Genomic DNA, 24,073 nt, shown 5'->3' on the forward strand with positions numbered 1-24,073 from the left:
TTTTACTTTTTATTCAGGCACTTCACCAACAGGAGTACGACCTTCTTCTGATTGTACTTTTTGCCCCGGTCGGTAGGATGTGGGATTACTCACTAAGATTTTTTCACCGGCATTTATCCCTTTGGTTGTAACCCAAAAAGTTTCTTGCATTCGTTGAGTCTCAATATCACGGCGTTCTACTACATTATCTTTATTAATAATATATAAGTATGGTTTCTCATCTAAACCACGCATAACGGCTTCTTGAGGAATTAAGAATCCCTTTTCCATACCTTCATGCATCACTGCACGAACATACATTCCAGAAAGTAAGAGTTTATCCGGATTACGCACAATAGCACGCTGAATAACAGAACCCGTTTCCTGATTGCTGACAACTTCTGTAAATAACAAATTAGCCTGCAAAGGATAACGTGAGTTATCCTCTAAAATTAAATCAACAGGCACATGAGCAGCACCACGCAAGGTCTCTAATTTTCCATTAGCCATACGGTTGCGCAAACGCAGTTGTTCTGCAGTAGGTTGAATAATATCGACAAAGACTGGATCTAATTGTGTGATAATCGCAACAGGATTCGTTTGGTTCGTTGCCATTAATGCGCCCTGTGTTTGTATAGAGCGACTGATACGACCTGAAATCGTAGCATTAATCCCTGTATATTCCAGGTTTAACTGTGCTTGTCGAACATTTGCACGGTCACTTTCTATGATGGCTTTTGTTGCTTCTTGAGCAGCTAGTGTGTCGTCATAGTCTTGACGACTAACTGCATCCATATTTTTCAAAGGCCCGTAACGTTTTAATTTTAAGGTTTGAGTTCTTAATGTTGCAAGATCACTATTTAACTTGCCTTGGGCATTATCTAATGCGGCTTGATAAGGACGAGGATCAACTTGATAAAGCTGTTGATCTTTTGTGACATCCGTTCCCTCTTCAAACAATCTTTTATAAAGATAACCATTAACCTGAGGGCGTACTTCGGATACGCGCATTGGAGTAATACGACCTGTCAGATCGACCAATAACTCTACATCCTGAGGATGTGCCAATATGAAATTAGCCTTAGCTGCTGGCTTTGGAGCCTGCTTTTGTTCTTTACACGCAGTAAGTGGTAACAATAAAACACAAAATGCGGCACATCCTTTATGCCATTTAGTAAAGAAAGAATCTGTTATTGTCACTTCTCTTCCCTATTTCCCTTAAATATATAGACAAATCTTTGCTTACAAAAACAACAAATGCTATAATAAATTAACTATTTTTGATCTTGTAAAAGAGACAGTTAAGACTCTTTATTAACGTATCATATAAATACATACACTACTGATACGCAATAGATATTTTTTTTTTTTGAAATATGTTCAATATTTATACAATAAATTTCAACATAATAAAAAGCTAATTATTCATATTAATTATAAAATCAAATAGTTTTCATGTTTTTATCTCAATATAGATATGAATTGATTTCATATATTATTTTTGATCAAAATTATTATTATTCTATTAATTTCTGTATCTATTGATATCGTTTAAAATCAATATAAATAAAGAATTGTCTAATAAGTCCCTTTTCTTATATAAAGATCAATCAGCAAGATTGATACAAGGAAAAATATTATGCTTGAGTTATATAAACTCTTAAATTCATTACTAGAGCTCTATATGCTCATCTTACTCGCTTATTGTATCTTTAGCTTTTTACTAAGTTTTGGTGTAGTAAACCCCAGCAGCAATATCGTCCGAGGAATATATATGTTCCTTAGCCGAGCATGTGATCCTGTTCTCAATGTAATCAGACAAGCCCTTCCATCTCTTGGCACGCTAGATATAAGCCCAATTGTCGTGTTCCTAGCCATTAATTACCTAATACGACCTTTACTATTTTCCCTCCTAGTTGCACATTAAATACACTTGTTTAAGGCTTAAAACGAAAAGGCGCCCTAAAGCGCCTTTTTATTATAATTTGTCTATTGAATTACTTTGTATAAACCTAAATTAAGCTGTTTGCCATTCGAATAATTTAGGCCATGGACTCGTCCCAACTCTTTTACGGTTAAACCATCCTTGTCTAAAAAATCCATAAATTTCTTTTGATCACGTTGATCAACAAGCGCTAAACCACAAGTTTGATTTTCTTTTAAAAATTGTGCTGTAAGCTCTACATTAATCAGCTTTGTCTCTTTTCCAACCAAGAATACTAAACTTGGCTCTGAATAAGAAGCCGATGCAACAACACTATTTTCACAAGGTTTTAAAAGATTAACTGTTTGCGCTACTTTCCCACTTAACCATTCCGAACTAAGCCCAGGAATCAAAATAACAAAAAGCTCTAAATAAACAATAATTGCAGCACCAATCGCAACTAACGAAGCGCGCTGCATATTATATTTTAAAATACAAACAACGGTGTAGCCTATTAAAAGTAATACACCCACAGCACCAATAATTGCTGCCCAAAACAACATACCTGTCATATAATATGCATATATAATACCACCCACAGCCAATAAAACACCAATAACAATCCAAAGCACCATATAGATATAAAACAGGCAACGCCCCCACTTGGAAGTTGGTCCATCCCATGTCTTTGAAATATTCCAAAGCGCGGCTGATGTTAAAATTGCAATTGCAGGATATGTTGGTAATACATAATGAGGCAACTTTGTTGCTATCAACTCAAAAACTAACCAATGAGGGATAATCCAACATAATAAGAAGCAAACAGATTCTGCTTTACGTTCTTTCCAAATAAAAGGTAAAGCCCAAGCGGTAAATAAAGATCCCGGCCAAAACGTAATTAAGAAAATACCCAAATATAAGCCTGGAGGAGCTCCATGTGCCTCTTTCCCCGAGGCAACTTTACCAAGGAAATTTGTTCCAATAGCATCTGTAAAAAATTTACCATCGCTAATAACCCAAATTGCTACACACCAAGGAATTACAATCAAAAGGGCTAGAACCCACCCCCATTTAGGATGCAAATGTTTCCACCAAGTCTTGTCTTTTTTTACCCAAGCCAAAATAATCGGAGGTAATAAAGTCGGAATTAGCACAACAGGACCTTTTAACATCAGCCCACAACCTATTGCCACCCAATAAATAATCCCAACAGACACAGGTAGTTTTTCAGAAGTTAACCTAACCATCCAAGATCGAGCTAAACTGCTCTGAGCAAGAAGTATGAAAAATAATAAGGTCGTATCAATCGTAGCCATCCGACCTTCACCCATCAACAAAACAGATACAGCTAAAAATAATCCTGCGAGTAGCCCGATATACGAATCAAATAATATACTACCAATTAAAACAGTTAATAAAACAGAGCCAACTGCTGCTAACAAAGAAGGAATTCTATATGCCCATACCGCTTTATCATGCAATGTTCCCGTTGCTTTAACAGCCACAGCCTCCAGCCAATAAATACCAGCAGGCTGTAAATAGCGAGGCTTGTCTTGAAAACGAACATCAATATAGTTTTGACTTTCAATCATTTGAGAAGTCGCTTGCATATATCGTGCCTCATCACGATCAAGAGGGGGTAACGTCGCACGGCCTGGTAAAAACAACATAAAAACAAACAAGGCAAGCCATGTATATTGACTTGCCTTCATACGAAAAGACTTTTCAGGAAAAGAAGAAAGGGTCATTTTATCCCTTTGTAATGATTAATATTTTGTAATTTTTTTAGGTAGACGAATTCGGTTAAGCAGCCATATAACGCCCAGCATATCACGAATACCAACAAGAGCTCTGTTGAAATTAGTATATTTAGAAACCCCGTGCAACCTTTGTCTATGATGAACCTCATGACAAACCAAAGGAACCCCATGATGTGCTAGTAAAGCGGGCAAAAAACGATGTAATCCCTCGAAATGAGGCAATTTCATAAAATCATCTCTAAGAAATAACTTCATCGGAGCACCTGTATCGACACAACCATCTTTGAGTAAATAACGGCGCAACCCATTCGCAAAAGTCGTTGCAAAACGACGAGAAAAATTATCATTTCTCTTTAAACGAACCCCAACCACCAACGGCTCACGCCCATTATACTGTTGGGATAACTTCCACATTGAAATTATTTCTTTGGGATCATCTTGCCCATCCCCATCCATGGTTGCAATCCAAGAGCCTTGTGCCGCAGCAATAGCTGTCAATAAAGCACTGGATTTTCCACAACAATGATTATGAGATAAAATAACCAAAGAAGGTAAAAAATTCTTTTTTACCTCTAATAATTGATTTAACGTTTGATCTTTACTGCCATCATCAACAAAAATAACTTCACACTCAGGTAGCAGAGGAATGACCGCTGCAATTTCGCGGCAGACAGGAATAATATTTTCCGCCTCGTTTAAAACCGTAACAACAATAGAGATTACACTGGCCATTGGACCCTAACGAGACGAAAAAATTTAAGCGACGTGACGATCAGCAGCAAGAGCTTTTGGTAAGTCAGCAATTGCATTATCAATCAAAGGAGTATCTTTTTCTTCGGTTAACACAGAAGAAATCACTTCATAGGCAGCTTTAACCGCTATATCTGCTGCCTCACGGCGAACCATATTGACGGCCTCTTGCTCAGAAGCTGCTAAACGAAGGCGAACCAACTCTTCATGACGATGAGCAGCGGCATCAGCTTCTTTTTTAGCATTTTCAGCAATTCGCTCTGCAGCCTCTTTAGAGGCAGCTAACATTTTTTCAGCTTCGAACTTTGCTGCTTCATGTTCTTTTTGAGCGGCTGTATAAATCTCTTCAGCCTCACGACGTAAACGACTTGCTTCTTCAAGCTCCTGTCTTACTTGGTTTGTTCGATTATCCATCGCCGCAGCCAATGGACGCCAAAGCTTTTTACCAAAAAAAACAAAAAATAGAACAAAAGCAACCGCAGACCAAAAATGAGGTTCTTGTAATAAATGCATTTTTCTCTCTGCCTACTAAGACTTCACCGACAAGATTTGTTGAACTTTATTATCAATAATTTCGTCTTTAACGTCCTCATTTAACAATTGTTTCACCAAACTTTGCGCGACATCTTTCGCCATTTGATCAACTTGTTTCAATGCACTATTACGTGCTTGAACAATACGAGTTTCTGCTTCACGTGTTTCATTGTCAAGACGAGCTTGCAACTCTTGCATTTGCTTTGCAGAAGAAACTCTCGTTTCTTGAATGATTGTATCAATTTTTGCTTGTGCTTCTGCTGCAGCTTCACTGCGTGTTTTATTTAACGCTTCCACAGCTTTATCTGCTTGAGCTTTCGCTTGTCTAGCAGAATCCATATCTCCATCAATTTTTGAACGGCGATTATGAATAACTTGCTCAACTTGTGGAATAGAAAAATATTTTACAGCAAGATACAAACAAAAAAAGATGACTAAAACCCAGCCAATCTGAGCAATAACCAGTGGGTTTTTAAAATCCATCTGTGGCATGCCAGCAGCCATGGCATTCGTAGACAAGGCAGGCGCCAACAATATGCTAAGCGCCACCCCACCCACGAGAGACGCCACCAGACGGGGAAAACGGACTGAAAAGCGTCTCACGTAAAGACCCCCCTTACATAAAGAGAATAAGGAAAGCGATAAGAAGAGCGTAAAGCGCTACAGCTTCCGTGAGAGCAAATCCCAACATACCCAAACCAAATACATGTGGGCGAGAAGCAGGATTGCGTGCAATGCTGCTAACTAATGTTGCAAAAATATTACCAATACCGATACCAACACCAGACAATGCGATAACAGCAAGACCAGCACCAATTTGTTTTGCAGCTGTAATAAGGGTAAGATCCATTTGATTTCTTTCCTTGGATACTAGAAAATAAAGTTAATACGAAACTGAAGTTAATGCTCTATTGCTTCTTGTAAATACATACAAGTCAAAATTGCAAAAACATAGGCTTGAAGCGCACCAACCAAAAGTTCAAGTGCAACCAAAGCCATATTCAACAAAATAGGGAGAATCCCCAATGGGCCACCCAATGCCAACCCTAAGCCTGAGACTAACAAAATTGTAAAGCCTGCAAACATTTCTAACATCACATGTCCAGCAACCATATTCGCAAACAAACGAATTGAAAGGCTGATCGGTCTGGATAAGTAAGATAGAATTTCAATAGGAACAAGCAAAGGTGCCATCGCTATCGGCGCCCCTGCAGGCATAAAGTGAGCAAAAAACTTCAACCCTTGATTTTTTAACGAAACAAGAATTGATAATAAAAACACCAATAAAGCTAATGTTACAGTCACCACAATATGACTGGTAAAAGCAAATGAGAACGGCAAAAGCCCCAGATAGTTACCTGTTAATATAAAAAAGAACAATGCAAATATAAATGGGAAAAAGGCTTTGCCTTTGATCCCCATCGTCCCCATAGCCATGCCATGAATAAATTCATAACACATCTCTGTTGCGCTCTGATAACGACCAGGCACAACAGCCTTATGACGCATTCCGAAATAAATCGCAACGGGAACAATAATTGCTGCAATAACCATCATTAATTCGGACTGAGTAAAATAAATACCCAAACCTCCGAACACTGGATGCAATTCAAATTGACCGAGTGCGTCTATCTTGTGACCGGCCACTACTTTTCTCCCAACACCAAATCGAATCTTTTACGACGAAACAAAATCATTCTGATCTTATATCACCTGGTTTAACAATACGCCAGACATTAAGCACGCCCGCACCCATTCCTAACGCAGAAAATATGATAATAAATAACGGACGAGTTAACAGCCAATAATCCAATCCATACCCTATCATAACCCCAACTAGAAACGCCGAGAACAGCTCTACTCCTGACCTTAAGACAAACTTCCATAAATCATTATCGCCCCCAGTTAACTGAGAGTGATCTTGTTTTTTCGAAGGATTCAATCGCGATTCAAAATCTTGTAATTTCTTGTCAAAAGAATCGAGCTGTTTCTTTTTTGCATCTTTTTCCAAAGATACCCCCTCTTCTTCATCTGATCCATACAAGCTAACTAAGTTCGTAAAAAAGACTATTTACGCAAGAAAGGCAATATTTTTTTTATTTTTTAGCAAAGCTAATTCTTTACTTTGGCAAATAGGCAACTAATTTAGATAGCTTACAACAAAATATTATTACATAATAATTACAATTTACTTAAAATTTCTATACAAAAACACCATTTTTTAAAGATTATCCGAATAATCTTTCTTAAACAAAGAAATACCATAAAATTTAACCCAAACTATAATCGTAAAAATTGGGGTTATAAAACATTAGCTATTGTGGGATATAATCATAAGCAGGACTGCCAGCAGGTGCACCAAAAGGTGGGGCATTAATTTGTAACAACTCTATCATATGATTTTGTGTCTGACCAATTAACCGAGCTTGCAACGCTTTCCCCATAGACGTAGAACTGCCCATTCCCCGAACATACAAAGAGACACCTGGTTGCAACTCAAACCCCAATTTACCAATATCAGATGGACGGATATATACCACCGTGCCATCTTTAAGCACAACACCCATCACTTGGCCTTGCAAATTATGTAATAATTGCGCAATTTGTCCTTGTACAAACAAGTCTGGTCCAGTAATTGGCACAGGAGAGAACCCCGCCTCTGGGCTGTCTTCTTCGATTTTTCGGCCATTTTTATTCTCAATTAAAAAAGCCTGCAACAACGGCAATTTACGCGCTTTTAACCCTCGAATAGTAACCTCTTGCCCGGGACGAACAAATGATTTTACTGCTTCACCAAACATTGTGGAAAACATAACTTGAGTGCCATCATTAAATAATAACCCTCCTAAATTTCCATAAGGTGTGGGTAAATACTGCTTTACGCTCCCTTTAACTGCTGGCAACACAGACAAATCCATAACACCAACAGAAGCGTTTTGATTATCATCATACGCAACAGCAGAAGCTGGAGCTTTTTTTTGTGTTTTAGCAGACGCATTACTGATATGCGACGTCACAAACGTTATCACCATTAAAAAATAGGCAGCACCTTGTAACCATTTATTTTTTTCTATATTAGAAAACATCTTCATCATCATAAAACTAAAAAAACTTCAAAATACTATAGTAATTCTATATTAATCTATTCATACGATATAGCTACGAATATTTAAACAAATTTATAATTGAATATTTTTCATCGTAATAAATTATTCACTTTGACTTAGGCAAATATTGTGACGACATCCCCTTCCATTAAAAAGAAAAATAGTGCTTTTTCTGTTGTCTTATTCATTGAGCTTTGGGAGCGCTTTGGTTATTACGGCATGCAAAGTATTTTAGCTTTGTTCCTTAGCCAACATATGAAATTTAGTGATTATGATGCCAATCTTTTAATCGCAGCCTTTGGCACAATGACCTATGCTGCCCCAGCTCTTGGGGGATGGATTGGCGATAAAATCTTAGGGAATCAAAGGGCTATGTTGTTTGGCAGTATTATCTTGGCCCTTGGTTACTTACTGTTGGCCTCTGCCATGCATTATACGGGTGGCATCTACATAACCATGGCGATTATCAGCACGGGAAATGGTTTATTCAAACCCAATGCGGCCACCTTGGTTCGTCGTATTTATGAAGATAATGACAGTCAACTTGATATTGCATTTACACTATATTATATGGCCGTCAATGTAGGGTCTACAGTCTCAATGCTGTTATGCCCGTATCTGAAAGATCATTACGGATGGGATGCCGCTTTTATTGCCTGTTTTGTTGGGTTAGTGTTGGGTATTATTAACTATTCACTGACGAAAAAAAGGCTTACCCCTTACGTCTCTCAAAAAGATCAATTACCAATACCTAAATTTGTTTCAAGTTGTATTTTCTTAGGCATCATCGCCTCTGTCACTTTGATTACCGTAATCCTAACATTTCCAGTGGTTGCAAAATGGTGTGTCGTTGGAGCAGTAATCTTAGTTCTAGGTTTATGGATACAAATGTATGTTAAAATGGATTTTGCCTATCGCTCTGGTTTGAAAATCGTTTATTTACTGACCTTCGAAGGCATGCTGTATTTTGTTTTTTACCAACAAATGTCGACTTCGTTAACATTTTTTGCCCTACGTAATGTAGATTTATCATTTTCAATTGGTTCATATCATCTCTTTGATTGGTCACCAGGGCAATTTCAGGCATTAAATCCTATTTGGATTATGATCCTAAGCCCTTTACTGGCCAAACTTTATGCTAGTCTTGGGCGTAAACAGAAAGATTTTTCTATCGCAACCAAATTTATTACAGGATTTTTCTTTGTCAGTATCGGATTTTTTGTGTGGTGGGCCGCCTGTTTTTACAGTAGCACCCCTTATGTATCGTCATGGGTAATGGTTAGTGGATATTTCTTTTTATCATTAGGAGAGCTGCTTACCAGTGGTCTAGGCTTGGCCGTTATCGCACGGTATGTTCCATCGTCCATGAACGGATTTATGACGGGATCTTATTTAATGGCATCTGGTACTGCTATGTATCTGGGAGGGGTTGTTGCCAATATTGCCGCACGTCCAGATATGAATCACTTTAGCCCAGATAAAACACTTGTCATTTATCAAGGGTTATTCCTGAATCTGGTCTGTTTAGCTGGTATTACATTCGTTATTTTAATGTTATTTTTACCGCTTCTTCATAAATGGAACAAAAAATACAAACAAGACATGCTTGCTTTAAAATAAAGCAAAACATTGCTTTTATTATATTGGTCTGTCCATTCGAATATTTTTGATCACAAAGAATGCGCAACAGACCGCCATAATTCCAAATGGAACAACGCCTAAAGCTTGGCCTATTAATACTCCTTGTGGGCCATAAGACATCCCAATAGACACAAAAGGGATTGTTCCCAAGGTTGCACGTCCCCAATTAAAGAATGTGGCAAACAAAGGATATCCCAAATTATTAAAAGCTGTATTAGAAACGAATAACATTCCTAAAAACAAATTATTAATAATCACCCAATGGCAGAAAAGACGCATCAATGCTTCGCCTTCTGCTTTCAGAGAAAACATCCTGACAAATAAATCTTGGCTTAAAAAGAAAATGACCCAAGCACATAAAACACATAAACAGACTAACTTCAAAGAAACGATCAGTGTTTCTTGCATCCTTTCTCTGAGCCCTGCACCGTAATTTTGAGAAATAATAGGACCTACTGATCCCGTTAACGCAAATACAAACGCAAAAGCCACAGGAATAATACGATCAATCGCAGTTTGACCAGAAATCGCATCACTACTAAAATTGGACATTGTATGAATAACAAACAACCCACCAACAGGAGTTGCTAAATTCGTTAAAATCGCTGGAAAAGAGATTTTTAAAATCTTTAACGAGTCAGGAATAAAAAAATTCCATTGTGGTTTTTCTAATAATTCATAGCGCCTTAAACTGTAAAAACCTAGTAATGCAACCCCTAATCGAGAACAAACAGTACTGATTGCTGCCCCTTCTAACCCTAGATGAAAAACAAGAATAAATATAGGATCTAAAATGCCAGCAATCAACGCACCGATTATAGTCACATTCATTGAGCGTTTCGCATCTCCCATCGCTCGTAACAGGCCAGATAATACCATTCCCAAACCAATCAGGAATAAAAAAGGCGAAACAATTACTATAAAGTGACTGGCCTGATTTAAAACAATACCTCTGGCACCCAAAAGATATAAAATTTCTCGATTAAAAAATGCAACGGTTAAACCAATAAGAATCATTATAATCGTGGTAAATATTACAAAAGATGAAACCATCCGTTTGGCACGCTCATACTGACCAGCACCGATTAGGCGTGCGGTGACTACCACCGTGCCAATAGACATACCAATACAAATACCCATTTGTAGGAAACCAATAGCATTTGAAAAGCCAATAGCCGCTGTAAAATGGGAATTCCCCAGTCTTGAAATATAAAAAAGATTTAGGAAATCAACAAGAAATACAGCCATTAATCCAACCGTACCTGTTCCAGCCATTACAATCACATGCCGCATGATTGAGCCTTCACAAAAACGCGGTTTGTGAATGGCTTTTGTATCAGCAGACTTTTTCATCTTTATCCAACAATTTTATTCAATCACATAAATAATAAATTCGAGCCGACTGTATCAGCTTTTATCATTTTTTATGATCTTTTTTTGCAAATAAGGTAAATAAAGCCGTTCCAACAACCTGACAGGCAATAAATCAATTACTCTGGCCAAGATTATCATCCATACAGGAAAAATAACTCTTCTTTTATTATCAAGCACTCCTTGAACGATCAGCTTTGCTGCTTTGTCAGAGCTCATTAGCCCTGGCATAACAAACTTATGCTTGGCAGTCATGGGAGTACGAATAAATCCACAACAAATACTAGACAAATAAATGCCTAATCTTTCCAAACCTCCACCGCTGGAAACCATAAAACGATCGACTGCTGCCTTGGATGCACAATAAGAAGGTGCCCAAGCTGAATTTACCAACCCCGCGACCGAAGCAATCGCTGCAATACGACCTCGTATATTTTCCCCGTTTCGATTCTGCTGTTTCATCACCTCAATTGCAGGTAAAACTGTATTTAAAACCCCATCAATATTCGTTTGCATAATTTGGCGTACACGATAAGCACTTTCGGGTAAATTATGCTCGGCAGATTGATCTGTTGTACCAATCGATACGCCAGCACTAGCAAGAACAAAATCAAGCTGACCTACGGAATAAACCCACTCTTCCATTTCTTGCTGGTCACAAACGTCCAAAGTTTTGGTTTCTACAACAGCCCCTCTGCGAATACATTCATCTGCCACCTGCATAAGTGCATTTTGGTTTCGGCCTCCTAAATATAAACGCACTCTGGGTGCGGCAAGATATAAAGCCACAGCACGCCCTATTCCCGACGATGCTCCTGTAATCAAAATCGAGTTTAATTCGGTATAACGCATCATTTCTGCTTTAAATCAATTGTTTACTATAGAAGATATTTTCAGATTCATAATCACTTAAACTATATTTCGTATAATTTAACTCTCGATAGGTTCGAACATATAAATGCCCTCTTTCTAAATCAGAAAGACTGGTCCATTCCGTATATTCTGTTTTACCATTTAGGCCGACCGTCATATTTTTGGGTCGATCGAATTTATTCATAATGTGAGATAGTTCGATAATTGCCATATCAGAACTTTGTGCTTTTAAAGCATAAGAAGTATAAAATACCCCCCTGACGAAACGTCCAACCGATGTATCATCTGCAGGGAGTCCAGCTGTTGCATTTCCTATATCAGGCTCTTGTAAGGACAAGCTTCCCAGTTCAGTTGAGGCAATACTGTCTTTATTAGTAAGCATTGTATAATTATGCATATTGGTTAAGTGCCAAGAAAATTCTGGCGCATTGGTCAAAACCCCAGTGGGATTATCATAAATATGCAACTCACCTTTGGTATATTCCACGACAATTGACTTTCCAGTCTTGTCGTAAAAAATAAAATGAAAAGGACATTGACTATTTTCAAATAAAGGCAAAGCAGGAGACCATACAGGTTGGTTTAGCAAAGCTTGCTTAACCTCATTCACAGACTGAAAGAGTGCCAATCCCCAGCTTCCTATTTTAACCAAAGGAAGAGCTTGTTTATATTCCTCTTGTTTTAATGGCGGAGTTTGAGAAAGCGCATACATATTCGCGGAAAATGAAAGCCCTGCATTATTCATCCCTTCTATGACAGAGCGATCCTCTGATGAAAATGCAGGCATCGTAATACATAAAATATTATATTTCGCAGTATATTGAAGCCCCTGCAAACCATCCGGATCTATATTATTAAACACAGACCCTTTGGGATAATAAGTTAAATAAGAGGGATAATCCACCATAAATTCCAAAGTGCGACCATGATAAATCCGTTGATCAGCATCTTTTATTATCAGAGACGTACAAGCAAACGACATCTTTTTTTCCTTTAGGTTGCTTACTAATAATCACAATCACTTCATTATTACGTATTAAAAAAAAACTAGCATAGTTGTGATTTGCTGCAAAATTTAAAAATACTTAACGTGAAATAATGTTTTTAATTTCAGCATAAGAATGATCCGTATGAACAAATGGTCTAAAAATCAAATTAATACTGTTTTCGCCGCTGTAAGTAGTTGGGGATTAGATGCTTTTGACTTTTTCCTCCTCATTTTTGTTATCAGCGATATTGCTCACACTTTTTCTGTTACAAACAAAGAAATCTCTCTAGCTATTTTTATAACTTTAGCTTGCCGTCCAGTTGGCGCTATTTTTATTGGAAAAATGGCAGAAAAATATGGACGAAAACCCGTATTAATGGCCAATGTTGCAGCATTTTCTATTCTTAGTGGATTATCTGCCTTTGCCCCAACATTAACGATATTTCTTGCTATTCGATGTTTATATGGCATTGCAATGGGAGGAATTTGGGGCGTTGCCTCGGCATTGGCATTTGAAACCATTCCTTCCAAAGCAAAAGGCTTTGTTTCTGGATTATTCCAAGCAGGATATCCCCTTGGATATCTAAGTGCAGCTGTTGTTTACGGGTTATTTTTTGATCATGTTGGTTGGAGAAATCTGTTCTTAATTGGTACATTTCCTGTTTTCTTGGTTGCTTTTATCTATTTCTTTGTCGAGGAATCTTCTGTCTGGAAACAGGCTAAAAATGAAAAAAGACAGAATTTACCAATTATCCCCATCATGATACAAAACTGGCATATTTGTATTTTCGCCATTATCCTTATGATGTGTTTTAATTTTTTCAGCCATGGGACCCAAGATGTCTATCCTCTTTTCTTAAAAGAACAACATCATTTAAATACACATACAGTCAGTATCATAGCAATTTGCTATAATATTGCGTCTATTATTGGTGGGATTTCTTTTGGAACTTTATCTCAAAAAATTGGCCGCCCCAAAGCCATTATAATCGCTTCCTTTTTTGCACTTTGTGCAATCCCTTTATGGGCATTTTCAAGCAACCTCGTCCTCTTAGGGCTAGGCGCTGTTATGATGCAACTTATGGTACAAGGCGCATGGGGAATTATTCCAATTTACCTAACAGAGTTAATGCCTCACAATACAAGGGCTGTTTTACCTGGTGTTGCCTACCAACTTGGAAACTTACTGGCTTCTGTTAACCTTCCATTACAAGTCTATATTGCTGAAACTTATGGTGGTAATTACAGTATTGCGCTTGCTTCTATCGCCATGATGGCATCAATTTGTATTATGCTTTTAATGTTTTTTAATATAAAAAGAGCTTCATCACTGATTTCAATATAAAAGGACTTCTTAGGGTGGAATTTATAAAAACACGCGCTGCGGTTGCATGGAATGCAAAAGAACCTTTAACCATTGAAGAGGTCGATTTAATGCCTCCTCAAAAAGGCGAAATATTAATTCGTATCGTTGCAACTGGTGTTTGTCATACAGATGCCTATACATTATCTGGGGCTGATCCTGAAGGAATCTTTCCGACTATTCTAGGACATGAAGGGGCTGGTATTGTTCAAGCTGTTGGTGAAGGTGTTACCAGTATTTCTGTAGGCGATCATGTTATTCCTCTTTACACCCCAGAATGTGGAAAATGTGACTATTGTCTTTCAGGTAAAACCAATTTATGCCAAGCCATTCGTATAACCCAGGGCAAAGGGCTTATGCCTGATGGAACCACACGTTTTTTTAAAGATGGTAAACCTATTTTTCATTATATGGGCACATCAACTTTCTCTGAATATACAGTCGTTCCTGAAATTGCTGTTGCTAAGATCAGCAAAGATGCGCCTTTGGAAAAAGTATGTTTATTAGGCTGTGGTATCACAACAGGTATGGGGGCCGTCACCAATACTGCCAAAGTCCAACCAGGCGATTCTGTTGCTGTTTTTGGGCTGGGTGGGATTGGCTTATCCGTCATTATGGGCGCAAAAACTGCACAAGCAGGCCGTATTATTGCGATTGATATTAATACTGACAAATTCGATCTGGCTAAAAAACTTGGGGCAACAGATTGTATTAATCCAAAGGATTACCAAGACTCTATTCAAGACGTAATCATTAAATTAACCAACGGTGGGGTAGATTTTTCTTTTGAATGTATCGGTAATGTCAAAGTTATGCGCTCTGCTTTGGAATGCTGCCACAAAGGTTGGGGTGAATCTATCATCATTGGTGTTGCTGGTGCTGGCGAAGAAATATCAACCCGCCCTTTCCAACTGGTGACAGGGCGTGTATGGCGCGGCTCTGCGTTTGGAGGGGTCAAAGGACGTTCTCAATTACCAGGTATTGTAAATGACTATCTACAAGGTAAGTTTAAACTGGAGGATTTTATTACCCATGAATTACCTCTTGATGAAATAAACAAAGCGTTTGACCTCATGCATGAAGGAAAATCTATTCGTACTGTCATTCGCTACTAGCTTTATCGATCACTCATCTCCCAACAAAATGAATTGGGAGATGAAGAATAGTCTTCTAATTTTTAATAATTATTTTTAAAAAATTACCTTTATCTTCCTTATTTATGAAATAAACAATTTCTGCTATAAACAAACAGAATTGACGCTTCATGAAGGAATTTTTTATGCTAGAGCTCCCCTCTCAATCCACACAACCCTCAACTAGAGGAATTTGTTTTGTTCTTTCTGCCCCTTCTGGTGCAGGAAAATCAACGATTGCTAATGCACTTAGAGCTTCTCAGAAAAATCTTTTTCCTTCTATCTCTGTAACCACACGCCTACCTCGCCCTGGAGAAACACACGGTATACATTATCATTTTATTTCCAAGGAACAATTTGAAGATCAGGCTAAGAATGGTGAGCTTTTAGAATGGGCAACTGTTTTCGATAAAGGGTATGGCACTCCCAAAGCCGCAGTAGAACAACAATTAGCCGAAGGAAAAGACCTGATTTTTGATATTGACTGGCAAGGCCATCGTCAAATCAGAGAAGCATTACCCAATGATGTCGTCAGTATTTTTATTCTCCCTCCTTCTATTGAAGAGTTAGAAAAGCGCTTAACCAACCGAGCCTCAGACCATGTCAATGAAATTAATAAACGCATGGACGCCGCGTTAAACGAAATTTCACATTGGAGAGAGTTCGATTATGTTATTATTAATAATAAATTAGACATTGCTATTTCTGAATGTGAAACTATTCTGTCTTGTGAACGCTTAAAAACAAAACGTCAAACTTTTCTAACCAATTTTACCAACAGCTTTTCACGTTAACTCTATCTAAATAAAGAAAGTTACCAAGATGGACTTCTCCAAAATTACGATTTTATGTATTGGTGATGTCATGCTAGACCGTTTCATATATGGCAATGTTCAGCGCATATCTCCTGAAGCTCCTGTTCCTGTTCTACAATTAAATAATAAAAAGGAAATGCTAGGAGGAGCAGGAAACGTTACTAATAATATTCTATCTCTTGGAGGAAAAGCCATCTTGATCGGCCTTATTGGTCAAGATGAGTATGCAGGAAACATTAAAAGACTAACGAACGAGAAAAATATTACCGATCATTACCTCGTTAAATCTCAATACCGTCCTACCATTTGTAAATCTCGCTTTATTGCTGCCAATCAACAAGTTATTCGTGCGGATGAAGAAAGTCTAATTCCCTTACATCATGAAGAAATTGCACAACTTTTAAACTCGATTGATCAAACTATTTCACAAGCAGACGCCATCATCATTTCAGATTATGGTAAAGGTGTATGCCATCCAATTGTTATAAAACATACAATGGAACAAGCTAAACAGCATCAAATTCCTGTTTTTGTAGACCCCAAATCTTCTGATTTCTCACTTTATCAATATGCAACCTGTGTTACCCCTAATACCAAAGAGGCCAGTGCCGCTGCACAATATATTCTAGAAAATGATGAAGATTTTGAGCAGGCTGGTGAAGCATTATTAAATGCTACTCAAGGACAAGCAATCCTTATTACCAGATCAGAAAAAGGCATGACCCTTGTTGAACGAGGCAAACCCGTTACAACGATTCCGTCTCGTGCTAGAGAAGTTTTCGATGTTTCTGGTGCTGGGGATACGGTTATCGCAACCTTAACTCTGGGTTATGCTGCGGGATATAGCCTGTCCGAAGCGATGCATATCGCGAATGCTGCAGCTGGAGTGGTCGTTGCCAAAGCAGGCACCTCTACCACCTCTATTGCAGAGGTTTTAAACGAACTCAAAGCACAAGATCCACGCAGTTTTTCTGAAACTATTGCTCCGACTTTGCTACATCCAGACCAATTGCTGGAACAAGTCAAATTATGGAAAAAACAAAATCTTGTTGTTGGATTTACGAACGGATGTTTTGATATTATTCATCCAGGTCATATCGCACTGCTTAAAAATGCACGCACCCAATGTGATCGTTTAATCGTTGCTTTAAACACTGACCGCAGTATCAAGGCTCTTAAAGGTGAGCAAAGACCTATTAATAACTTAATCAGCAGATCTCAAGTCATGGCTGCAATACGATACGTAGATGCTGTCGTTGCCTTTGATGAAGATACACCTTTTAATCTGATTCACCTTTTTAAACCTGATATCTTGGTCAAAGGGGCGGATTATTATAATAAAGAAGTGGTTGGTCGCGACATCGTTGAACAAAATGGCGGAAAAGTTATCTTGGCAGATTTACAAGAAGGCTTTTCTACAACCAATATTATTGATAAGATTGCTGGTTCTTAGGGCTTTTGACGTTTATACATCATGGAAAAAAAATGAGCATTCCCCATCATATTCGTTATCAACATGACCTTTTTACTCGTTGGTTATTTGATTCTGCTCTTCCTTATTGGGGAACAATTGGTGGGGATGGCTCTTCATACAAACCGTTTCAATGGGGAGCACATGAACAGCTACAAATGGATGGCTCTCCTGATTTTCCTGGGTATAAACGTCTCCGTGTTCAGGCTCGTCAATTATATAGCTTTACCCAAGGTGCCTTAATGGGTTGGACACAAGCAAATTCTATTACCGAGCAAATCTATAACTTTATGCAAAATGCTCAATTAGGCGAAGGCCATTGGGCCAAGACCTTAACTCGTGAAGGAAAAGTTCTAGATTCATCCTCTGATTTATACGATCTAGCTTTTACTATTTTTTCTTTGGCTTGGTATGCTCGTCTCAGCAATAATCAACGCCCTATCCAACAAGCCCGTCAAACAATTCAGTGGATTGAACGTTTTATGTCATACCCCCAAGGAGGATATAAAAATATTATTCCTCTAACTCACGGATATAGGCAACAAAACCCACATATGCATTTACTAGAAGCTGCTTTGGCACTGTATGAAACAACAGGTGCAGAGCAAGACCTTATTATGGCGCATAAACTCATCCATCTATTTAAAACTAAATTCTTTAATCATCAATCTGGTGTTTTAGAGGAATATTTTGTTGAGAACTGGGCTCCAGTTCCTTGCCCACCCGCAACAGAGGTCGAACCAGGCCATCAGTATGAATGGATATGGCTTTTGTCTGAATATAAACGATTAACTGGTATCAACCATGACGCGGAAATGCAGAGAATGTATTATTTTAACGAGCATTATGCGGTTGATCAAGTAACAGGGCTAGTTGCAGATAAGGTTCAAAAAGATGGTACTTCTGTTAATAAATCTGCGCGTCTTTGGGTGCAAACCGAAGCTATTCGTGCTACCAGTTTAATGCATGACGAAAAAAGTTATCAACACCTCTCTAAAATCATAGATAACTTACTTCGTCGCTATTTTAAAAACTGTCCAAATGGCACATGGCAAGACCAACTAACCCATTGTTATGATTATAAAAATAATAAAATTCCAACCAGCTCTTTTTATCATATTATCAGTGGGTACGTGCAACTGCATCACACTTTACAATAATCCACATTATCCACAGATTTCCCCACAATTCACAGCCGACAATAATTCCAAAAAGTGATAATATAAAAACGTGAAAAATATAGAATCGAAATCAGAGTCTCCTTTTTCCCTACTAGGCATTTCTCAACGCCTTCCTCCTGCGAATATTCAAGCAGAACAGTCATTACTAGGGGCGTTACTTACCAATAATAAAGCCTATGAAAAAGTTGCTGAATTTTTAATTAGCGAACATTTTGCAGATCCCATTAATGGAAAAATCTATGATGCCATTGTTCGTCGCATTGAGGCTGGACAAATTGCTGATGCTGTTACGCTAAAAGCTGAATTTGAACATGCAGGCATTCTTGATGAGGTCGGTGGGATTGCCTATCTAGGACAGCTTTTAAAATCTATGGTGGGTATTATTAATGCCAAAGACTATGGGAAAACCATTCATGATGCATGGATCAGAAGACAGTTAATCGATATTGGTGAAGAAATCGTCAATGGTGCATTTGAATCCAATATAGAAGCGACTGGGTCTGATCAAATCTCTATTGGTGAAGAAAAACTTTTTAAGCTTGCTACTCATAAAGGACAAGAAGGTGGATTTGTTTCATTTGAAAATGCACTGACAGAAGCAATCAATATAGCCAATCATGCTTTTTCTAATTCCAGTGGTGTGGCTGGTCTTTCAACAGGCTTAAAAGATCTTGATAAAAGAACGGGTGGATTACATCCTGCTGATTTAATTATCCTTGCGGGACGCCCTGCTATGGGCAAAACGGCTTTGGCAACAAAAATTGCATTTAATGCAGCCAAAAGCCTGTTACGAAATGCTGAAACACAACAAAATGCCAATAAGCCTGTTGGTACAGTCGCTATTTTTTCTTTGGAAATGTCCTCTGAACAATTAGCCACTCGACTTTTATCCGAAGAATCTAGGGTTTCTAGCGAGCGTATTCGTCGTGGAGAAATTGGACAAAAAGAATTCGATAAATTTGTACTCGTAAGTCGTGAACTCTCACAACTGCCTTTATATATTGATGATACCCCAGCAATCAGCTTATCCGTTATGCGCACACGATGCCGAAGGTTGGCACGAACCAGAGGGCTAAACCTCATTGTCGTCGATTACCTTCAATTAATGCGCCCATCAATTGGTAGTCGCACAGAAAGCCGAGTTTTAGAAATATCTCAAATCACCCAAGGGTTAAAAGCTCTTGCCAAAGAGTTTGAAATTCCCGTCATCGCTTTATCACAGCTCTCTCGACAAGTTGAAAACCGTGAAGATAAACGCCCTCAACTCTCTGATCTTCGTGAATCTGGATCTATTGAACAAGATGCCGATGCCGTGATGTTCGTCTATCGTGATGAATATTACCTGCAGCAACGCATGCCGAAACCCATTGCTTTTGAAAGCGAAGATAAATATCAAATTGCTTTGGAAAAATGGCAAGCCGATATGAATAAAGTTCATAACAAAGCCGAATTAATCCTAGAAAAACAACGTCATGGCCCTACTGGTAAAGTTGACCTCTTCTTCGAAGGAGAATTTACACGCTTTAGCGATCTTGATGATATTCATGATTTTTAGAAGAAATAAAAACGTTTTTTCTTCATTTTTTCTTCTGTTTCTTTTTGTAGGATAGCTATTTCTAAAATGGCTATCTTATATTTATATGGATTCAACTTCTCCTTAAACATAAAACGTGCAAATGCAAAAGTTACAAATAGTATAAAGCTTATTACAACAAGCAATATAAATATCATTAAAATAATAAACCACCCTCCTTTTGTATTATTCATCAAATTAGTTATTACATCTCTATTTAACAACAATGTTATAATAGGTGCGATAAACCCTAGCCAACCAACATTATAATTATCAATTCTATTTTCTTCTCTTTGGAAAATAATTTGTATTCTATTTAAAGCATACTGAAGCTCATATAGTTTATACTTTTCACACAACTCAAAAGCTCTATCTTCATAGTATTGTATATAATATGAAGACAAAAATATAAAATTTACCTTTTGTTTTCTTAGTTGTTTGAACTCTTTGAAGCTATCAAATAAAATAACTACAACAACATAAATAAACAATACATAACTCATACCTAGGACGATAACAGTGTAAATTTTATTATTGGTTTGACTTTGCCAAAATAAATATTGCAACACCGCTATGGCCAGCGCAATAAGACTTAACAATACCGCAACACCTAATAACCATTTGAGATAATATGGTTGCTTTTTTAAATTAGTAAAAGGCTCTGTTTTTATTAAAATATCCCAAATCTCATTAAATCTATACATATAACTGCGTCCATATAATTAAATTATGAAATAGTTTTAATTAGCAAATGAGTTGATGTAACGTATTATTATTACAGTTTTAAAATTAAATTCATTTCTCTACTTTCGATAACGTCAATACTTTCCTACCTTTTTCTGATAACCTTAACTTTTGTAATGATGTCTCTTAAGATTGATTGTACGAAAATAAATGCGGGTTTTTAAAATAAGCCTCTAATGATTCAACAAAAAAGGTTAAGATATATCTTCAAAAAGATTATCATTATCGCCCTCTTATTCTATATCTTTATGAAATACGCCCTCTAAAAATTGTTCAAATGTATCTGATAGCAGCACTAAATCAACATTGTGTGGTAGATAAGTATTTGGTTGCTTTAAATCCAAATATAAATCATTTACCTCATGACCCCAATAATAAGTCTTTCCACTGGAATAAAACAAAGCCAGTCACTCTCATTCACCAATGCAATAGCCATAACATCTTCTGGAATTTTATCTTGATAATCATAATTGACAGAATATAAATCCTCTTATTCATCCTTAGAAAACCCTAAAAACATATCAATCGATACATCGCTTTCCCCAGCTATAAGGTTTTCTTTTAAGAGAAATGCAAAATCCTCATTACATTCTACCACATTAAATTTTTTGAGAAAATTTACATATGGACTCTCAAAAATCATTCCAAAGTCTTTTTCTAACTTTTTAATTTTCTTCTCTATGGCACGAGAAACTTTATACTTAGTTCGAAACATATTTGATATTCATTATCAAAAGACAATCCATATTGGAAGTTGGTGATTATAAACTTTACTAAGAACGGAGTTATTCATCATCTATATCATTTTTCTACAAAATATATTTGAATATCGTCGTTATTTTGACAAAAACGTAAGTTATGTTTCATTTAAATTATCTCTATTTGTGAAAGCATTATCTTATGAAAATTATGCATATTGATACAAGTGCTAAAATTGCCGAAAAATCTAACTCTCGAATGTTAGGTCAATTTTTTTTAAAACAGTTACAACAACAAAATATTGATCTTGATATAGATTATTTAGACCTTACAAAAGATGTTCAACCACATCTGACATCAGAGTTTGTTGTCGCAACTTACAAACCTGCAAACGAGCGCACGACTGAAATGAAACAAGTCCTTGCTGCTTCTGATGTTATGTGCCAACGTGTTATCGATGCCGATGCATTGGTATGTGCCATGCCTATGTATAATTGGACAATTCCTGCAACTTTTAAAACATTTATCGATACCATTATCAGAACAGGAGTTACCTACGACCTATTTCCTGATGGCACAACACAAGGGAAACTAAAAAATAAGAAAGTTTTGTTTATTACCACCCGTGGTGCTGATTTACGTTCAGGTGATTTCCAACATATGGATGCAATGACCCCTGTATTAAAAGCCTCTTTTGGATTTTTAGGCGTAGAAAATCCTCAGTTTGTAAATGCACAGCCTTTACAATTTGCTGATCAAGAAGCTCGCACCCAAGCACTGGCAAGAGCAAAAGAAGAGCTTACATATATTGCACATAAGTGGGCATCAGAACTATAAAATAAACGATTTTATAAAAGGTCAATATGTTATATTTCATTGAAAAGGATCAAAACTTAATTATTAAGCTGATAAAAAGGAATGGTTATGGTTAAAGAAAATTTTTCTGAGCCTCCTCGAAAAAAAAGTCGCGTACAGAGTAAAAGCTTTGATTACTCTTTAGATTTTGAAAAAATTAATTTTAAAGAACACCCAGAGCTTTATCGTATAGGTAAAGGAGAACAGGGCGTTTTATCTGTTGAACCTTATAAATCAGAAATACTGCCTTATTGGCGTTTTGCGAGTGTTGAAAAGGCAGAAGAAAGTAGTAATAAGATCTACGATTTATTTTTGGAATATATTAAAAATCAAGATTTTGTTGGTGCTGATATGGCCAGAAAATTTTTACAAATGGGTTATACGCGCGCTCGACGTTACGCGAACCATAAAGGGGGGGAAAAATATGATGGCCCCGTACCAACAGACAAAAAAGGTCTAAGTGGTTCCCATGGTCGTCAAGAACTCCCCAGAACTTCCGAAGATAAGATAAAGGCAGAAGCTGCACGTATTTTCAAACAAAAATGGGACGATGCACGCGCAAATCCCGATTATCTTGCTTTAAAGGAAGTTTTTCTGAGACGATTTACAGAAAATAAATCAGAATGTCACGATTATTAGTGCGAATACTTCATAGCGTTCATGATAATATTCTTAGATATTTTTTAAAAGAATAATAATTTCGTATTCTTTTATATATGATAACTAATAAATACGAAATACGCTATAATTCAATAAAAAATTAATGCTCTTCTACATCGCCTTGCACTAATTGAACTGAATTTACTTTTCCAGCAGTTATACTGACAATACGATATAAAATACCATTACCCTGACCAGCGGCATTCGTTAAATCAGATGACTTGTCATAAGAAGAGTAATCCTCTTTATTTTTAACCACAGGGATATTCATGACAAAAATCCATTTTCCCTCTGGTAGTCCTGTTAGTTTAAAATCTCCATTTACATCACAAGGCACTTTAAAAGCATAGTCATTCATACGAGAATCAAAGTTCTTAATTTTTTTGATATCTCGTATCTTCGTTTGTAAAGATTCTATAATATAGGGATCATAAGGGTAATAAGTAATTTGTTGTCCCGCACAGCTTTTCATCGTTCCATCAACTTCCCGATAAATTCCCATACCAGCAACCATCGCAGTGCCAGAACCTTTAGACCATTGCACCATTGATGGGGTAAATTGGCTTGTAAATTTATATTCTTTGGCCTTTACAGAATGACCGACAAATACAGAAGCTAATAAAACAATAAAAAGCATGCGTTTCATAAGTTT

Annotated in this window: 25 protein-coding genes; 10 read left to right on the plus strand and 15 right to left on the minus strand. The window is 37.2% G+C overall.

Features of this window, described 5'->3' with window-relative positions:
- Positions 1-9: 9 nt before the first annotated feature.
- Positions 10-1,179, minus strand: coding sequence for an efflux RND transporter periplasmic adaptor subunit (locus QMN76_RS05470; protein ID WP_282024241.1), 1,170 nt, complete (start codon positions 1,177-1,179; stop codon positions 10-12).
- Between the two features lie 439 nt (positions 1,180-1,618).
- Between QMN76_RS05470 and QMN76_RS05475 the strand changes: the two genes are divergently transcribed.
- Positions 1,619-1,906 carry a YggT family protein gene (locus QMN76_RS05475; RefSeq protein ID WP_084051576.1) on the plus strand — a complete coding sequence of 96 codons (288 nt, stop codon included), beginning with the start codon at positions 1,619-1,621 and terminating at the stop codon, positions 1,904-1,906.
- Between the two features lie 62 nt (positions 1,907-1,968).
- Here QMN76_RS05475 and QMN76_RS05480 read toward each other — a convergent pair whose 3' ends face one another.
- The 8 genes from QMN76_RS05480 to QMN76_RS05515 form a co-directional block, all read right to left on the minus strand.
- Positions 1,969-3,651 carry an ArnT family glycosyltransferase gene (locus QMN76_RS05480; RefSeq protein WP_282024240.1) on the minus strand — a complete coding sequence of 561 codons (1,683 nt, stop codon included), beginning with the start codon at positions 3,649-3,651 and terminating at the stop codon, positions 1,969-1,971.
- An 18-nt stretch (positions 3,652-3,669) separates the two neighbouring features.
- Positions 3,670-4,395: a glycosyltransferase family 2 protein gene (locus tag QMN76_RS05485; RefSeq protein WP_034339899.1), complete on the minus strand. Its 726-nt coding sequence runs from the start codon at positions 4,393-4,395 to the stop codon at positions 3,670-3,672.
- A gap of 24 nt (positions 4,396-4,419) precedes the next feature.
- A complete protein-coding gene (gene atpF / locus QMN76_RS05490; RefSeq protein WP_034339896.1) occupies positions 4,420-4,926 on the minus strand; it encodes a F0F1 ATP synthase subunit B in 507 nt (168 codons plus the stop codon).
- Between the two features lie 15 nt (positions 4,927-4,941).
- Positions 4,942-5,550, minus strand: a complete 609-nt coding sequence (locus QMN76_RS05495; RefSeq protein WP_282024239.1) for a F0F1 ATP synthase subunit B family protein — start codon at positions 5,548-5,550, stop codon at positions 4,942-4,944.
- Between the two features lie 13 nt (positions 5,551-5,563).
- The gene (locus tag QMN76_RS05500) at positions 5,564-5,797 is read right to left on the minus strand and encodes an ATP synthase subunit C family protein (RefSeq protein ID WP_034339894.1); all 234 of its coding nucleotides are present in this window, start codon (positions 5,795-5,797) and stop codon (positions 5,564-5,566) included.
- A gap of 50 nt (positions 5,798-5,847) precedes the next feature.
- Positions 5,848-6,594 (minus strand): F0F1 ATP synthase subunit A, encoded by a 747-nt coding sequence (locus tag QMN76_RS05505; RefSeq protein WP_200867629.1) that lies wholly within the window; start codon positions 6,592-6,594, stop codon positions 5,848-5,850.
- A gap of 46 nt (positions 6,595-6,640) precedes the next feature.
- The gene (locus tag QMN76_RS05510) at positions 6,641-6,991 is read right to left on the minus strand and encodes an AtpZ/AtpI family protein (protein ID WP_282065816.1); all 351 of its coding nucleotides are present in this window, start codon (positions 6,989-6,991) and stop codon (positions 6,641-6,643) included.
- A 271-nt stretch (positions 6,992-7,262) separates the two neighbouring features.
- Positions 7,263-8,033 (minus strand): hypothetical protein, encoded by a 771-nt coding sequence (locus tag QMN76_RS05515; RefSeq protein ID WP_282024238.1) that lies wholly within the window; start codon positions 8,031-8,033, stop codon positions 7,263-7,265.
- Positions 8,034-8,183: 150 nt separating this feature from the next.
- On the opposite strand from QMN76_RS05515, the gene QMN76_RS05520 reads away from it, so the two are divergent.
- On the plus strand, positions 8,184-9,674 hold the full coding sequence (locus QMN76_RS05520) for a peptide MFS transporter (protein WP_282024237.1): 1,491 nt from the start codon (positions 8,184-8,186) through the stop codon (positions 9,672-9,674).
- 18 nt (positions 9,675-9,692) lie between these two features.
- Here QMN76_RS05520 and QMN76_RS05525 read toward each other — a convergent pair whose 3' ends face one another.
- The 3 genes from QMN76_RS05525 to QMN76_RS05535 are packed head-to-tail and all read right to left on the minus strand — an operon-like array spanning position 9,693 to position 12,921.
- The gene (locus QMN76_RS05525; protein ID WP_282024236.1) at positions 9,693-11,048 is read right to left on the minus strand and encodes an MATE family efflux transporter; all 1,356 of its coding nucleotides are present in this window, start codon (positions 11,046-11,048) and stop codon (positions 9,693-9,695) included.
- Between the two features lie 54 nt (positions 11,049-11,102).
- Complete coding sequence (locus tag QMN76_RS05530) at positions 11,103-11,921, minus strand: SDR family NAD(P)-dependent oxidoreductase (RefSeq protein WP_282065818.1); 819 nt, start codon at positions 11,919-11,921, stop codon at positions 11,103-11,105.
- A gap of 7 nt (positions 11,922-11,928) precedes the next feature.
- Positions 11,929-12,921, minus strand: coding sequence for a linear amide C-N hydrolase (locus QMN76_RS05535; protein ID WP_282024232.1), 993 nt, complete (start codon positions 12,919-12,921; stop codon positions 11,929-11,931).
- A gap of 148 nt (positions 12,922-13,069) precedes the next feature.
- On the opposite strand from QMN76_RS05535, the gene QMN76_RS05540 reads away from it, so the two are divergent.
- From QMN76_RS05540 to QMN76_RS05565, 6 genes are all read left to right on the plus strand, one after another.
- A complete protein-coding gene (locus QMN76_RS05540) occupies positions 13,070-14,272 on the plus strand; it encodes an MFS transporter (RefSeq protein WP_034339880.1) in 1,203 nt (400 codons plus the stop codon).
- Between the two features lie 23 nt (positions 14,273-14,295).
- On the plus strand, positions 14,296-15,405 hold the full coding sequence (locus tag QMN76_RS05545; RefSeq protein ID WP_282024389.1) for an S-(hydroxymethyl)glutathione dehydrogenase/class III alcohol dehydrogenase: 1,110 nt from the start codon (positions 14,296-14,298) through the stop codon (positions 15,403-15,405).
- A gap of 164 nt (positions 15,406-15,569) precedes the next feature.
- Positions 15,570-16,217: a guanylate kinase gene (gmk, locus tag QMN76_RS05550; RefSeq protein ID WP_034339875.1), complete on the plus strand. Its 648-nt coding sequence runs from the start codon at positions 15,570-15,572 to the stop codon at positions 16,215-16,217.
- Positions 16,218-16,245: 28 nt separating this feature from the next.
- Positions 16,246-17,691, plus strand: a complete 1,446-nt coding sequence (gene rfaE1 / locus QMN76_RS05555; protein WP_282024229.1) for a D-glycero-beta-D-manno-heptose-7-phosphate kinase — start codon at positions 16,246-16,248, stop codon at positions 17,689-17,691.
- A 32-nt stretch (positions 17,692-17,723) separates the two neighbouring features.
- Complete coding sequence (locus tag QMN76_RS05560) at positions 17,724-18,869, plus strand: AGE family epimerase/isomerase (protein ID WP_282024227.1); 1,146 nt, start codon at positions 17,724-17,726, stop codon at positions 18,867-18,869.
- Positions 18,870-18,939: 70 nt separating this feature from the next.
- Entirely contained in the window at positions 18,940-20,445 is a 1,506-nt protein-coding gene (locus tag QMN76_RS05565) for a replicative DNA helicase (RefSeq protein ID WP_282024225.1), read from the plus strand.
- Here QMN76_RS05565 and QMN76_RS05570 read toward each other — a convergent pair.
- Together QMN76_RS05570 and QMN76_RS05575 are read right to left on the minus strand one after the other, a co-directional pair.
- The gene (locus tag QMN76_RS05570) at positions 20,442-21,167 is read right to left on the minus strand and encodes a hypothetical protein (RefSeq protein ID WP_282024224.1); all 726 of its coding nucleotides are present in this window, start codon (positions 21,165-21,167) and stop codon (positions 20,442-20,444) included. The two genes, QMN76_RS05565 and QMN76_RS05570, sit on opposite strands and share 4 nt — an antisense overlap.
- A 530-nt stretch (positions 21,168-21,697) precedes the next feature.
- Positions 21,698-21,922, minus strand: coding sequence for a hypothetical protein (locus tag QMN76_RS05575; RefSeq protein WP_282024222.1), 225 nt, complete (start codon positions 21,920-21,922; stop codon positions 21,698-21,700).
- Between the two features lie 185 nt (positions 21,923-22,107).
- Between QMN76_RS05575 and QMN76_RS05580 the strand changes: the two genes are divergently transcribed.
- Both QMN76_RS05580 and QMN76_RS05585 read left to right on the plus strand, forming a co-directional pair.
- Complete coding sequence (locus QMN76_RS05580) at positions 22,108-22,743, plus strand: FMN-dependent NADH-azoreductase (protein ID WP_282024220.1); 636 nt, start codon at positions 22,108-22,110, stop codon at positions 22,741-22,743.
- Positions 22,744-22,830: 87 nt separating this feature from the next.
- Complete coding sequence (locus tag QMN76_RS05585; RefSeq protein WP_282065820.1) at positions 22,831-23,400, plus strand: DUF4385 domain-containing protein; 570 nt, start codon at positions 22,831-22,833, stop codon at positions 23,398-23,400.
- 121 nt (positions 23,401-23,521) lie between these two features.
- On the opposite strand, the gene QMN76_RS05590 is transcribed toward QMN76_RS05585, so the two are convergent.
- On the minus strand, positions 23,522-24,067 hold the full coding sequence (locus tag QMN76_RS05590; protein ID WP_282024216.1) for a hypothetical protein: 546 nt from the start codon (positions 24,065-24,067) through the stop codon (positions 23,522-23,524).
- Positions 24,068-24,073 lie beyond the last annotated feature (6 nt).

The organism is Commensalibacter papalotli (ex Botero et al. 2024), from assembly GCF_947179115.1.
GTDB lineage: Bacteria > Pseudomonadota > Alphaproteobacteria > Acetobacterales > Acetobacteraceae > Commensalibacter > Commensalibacter papalotli.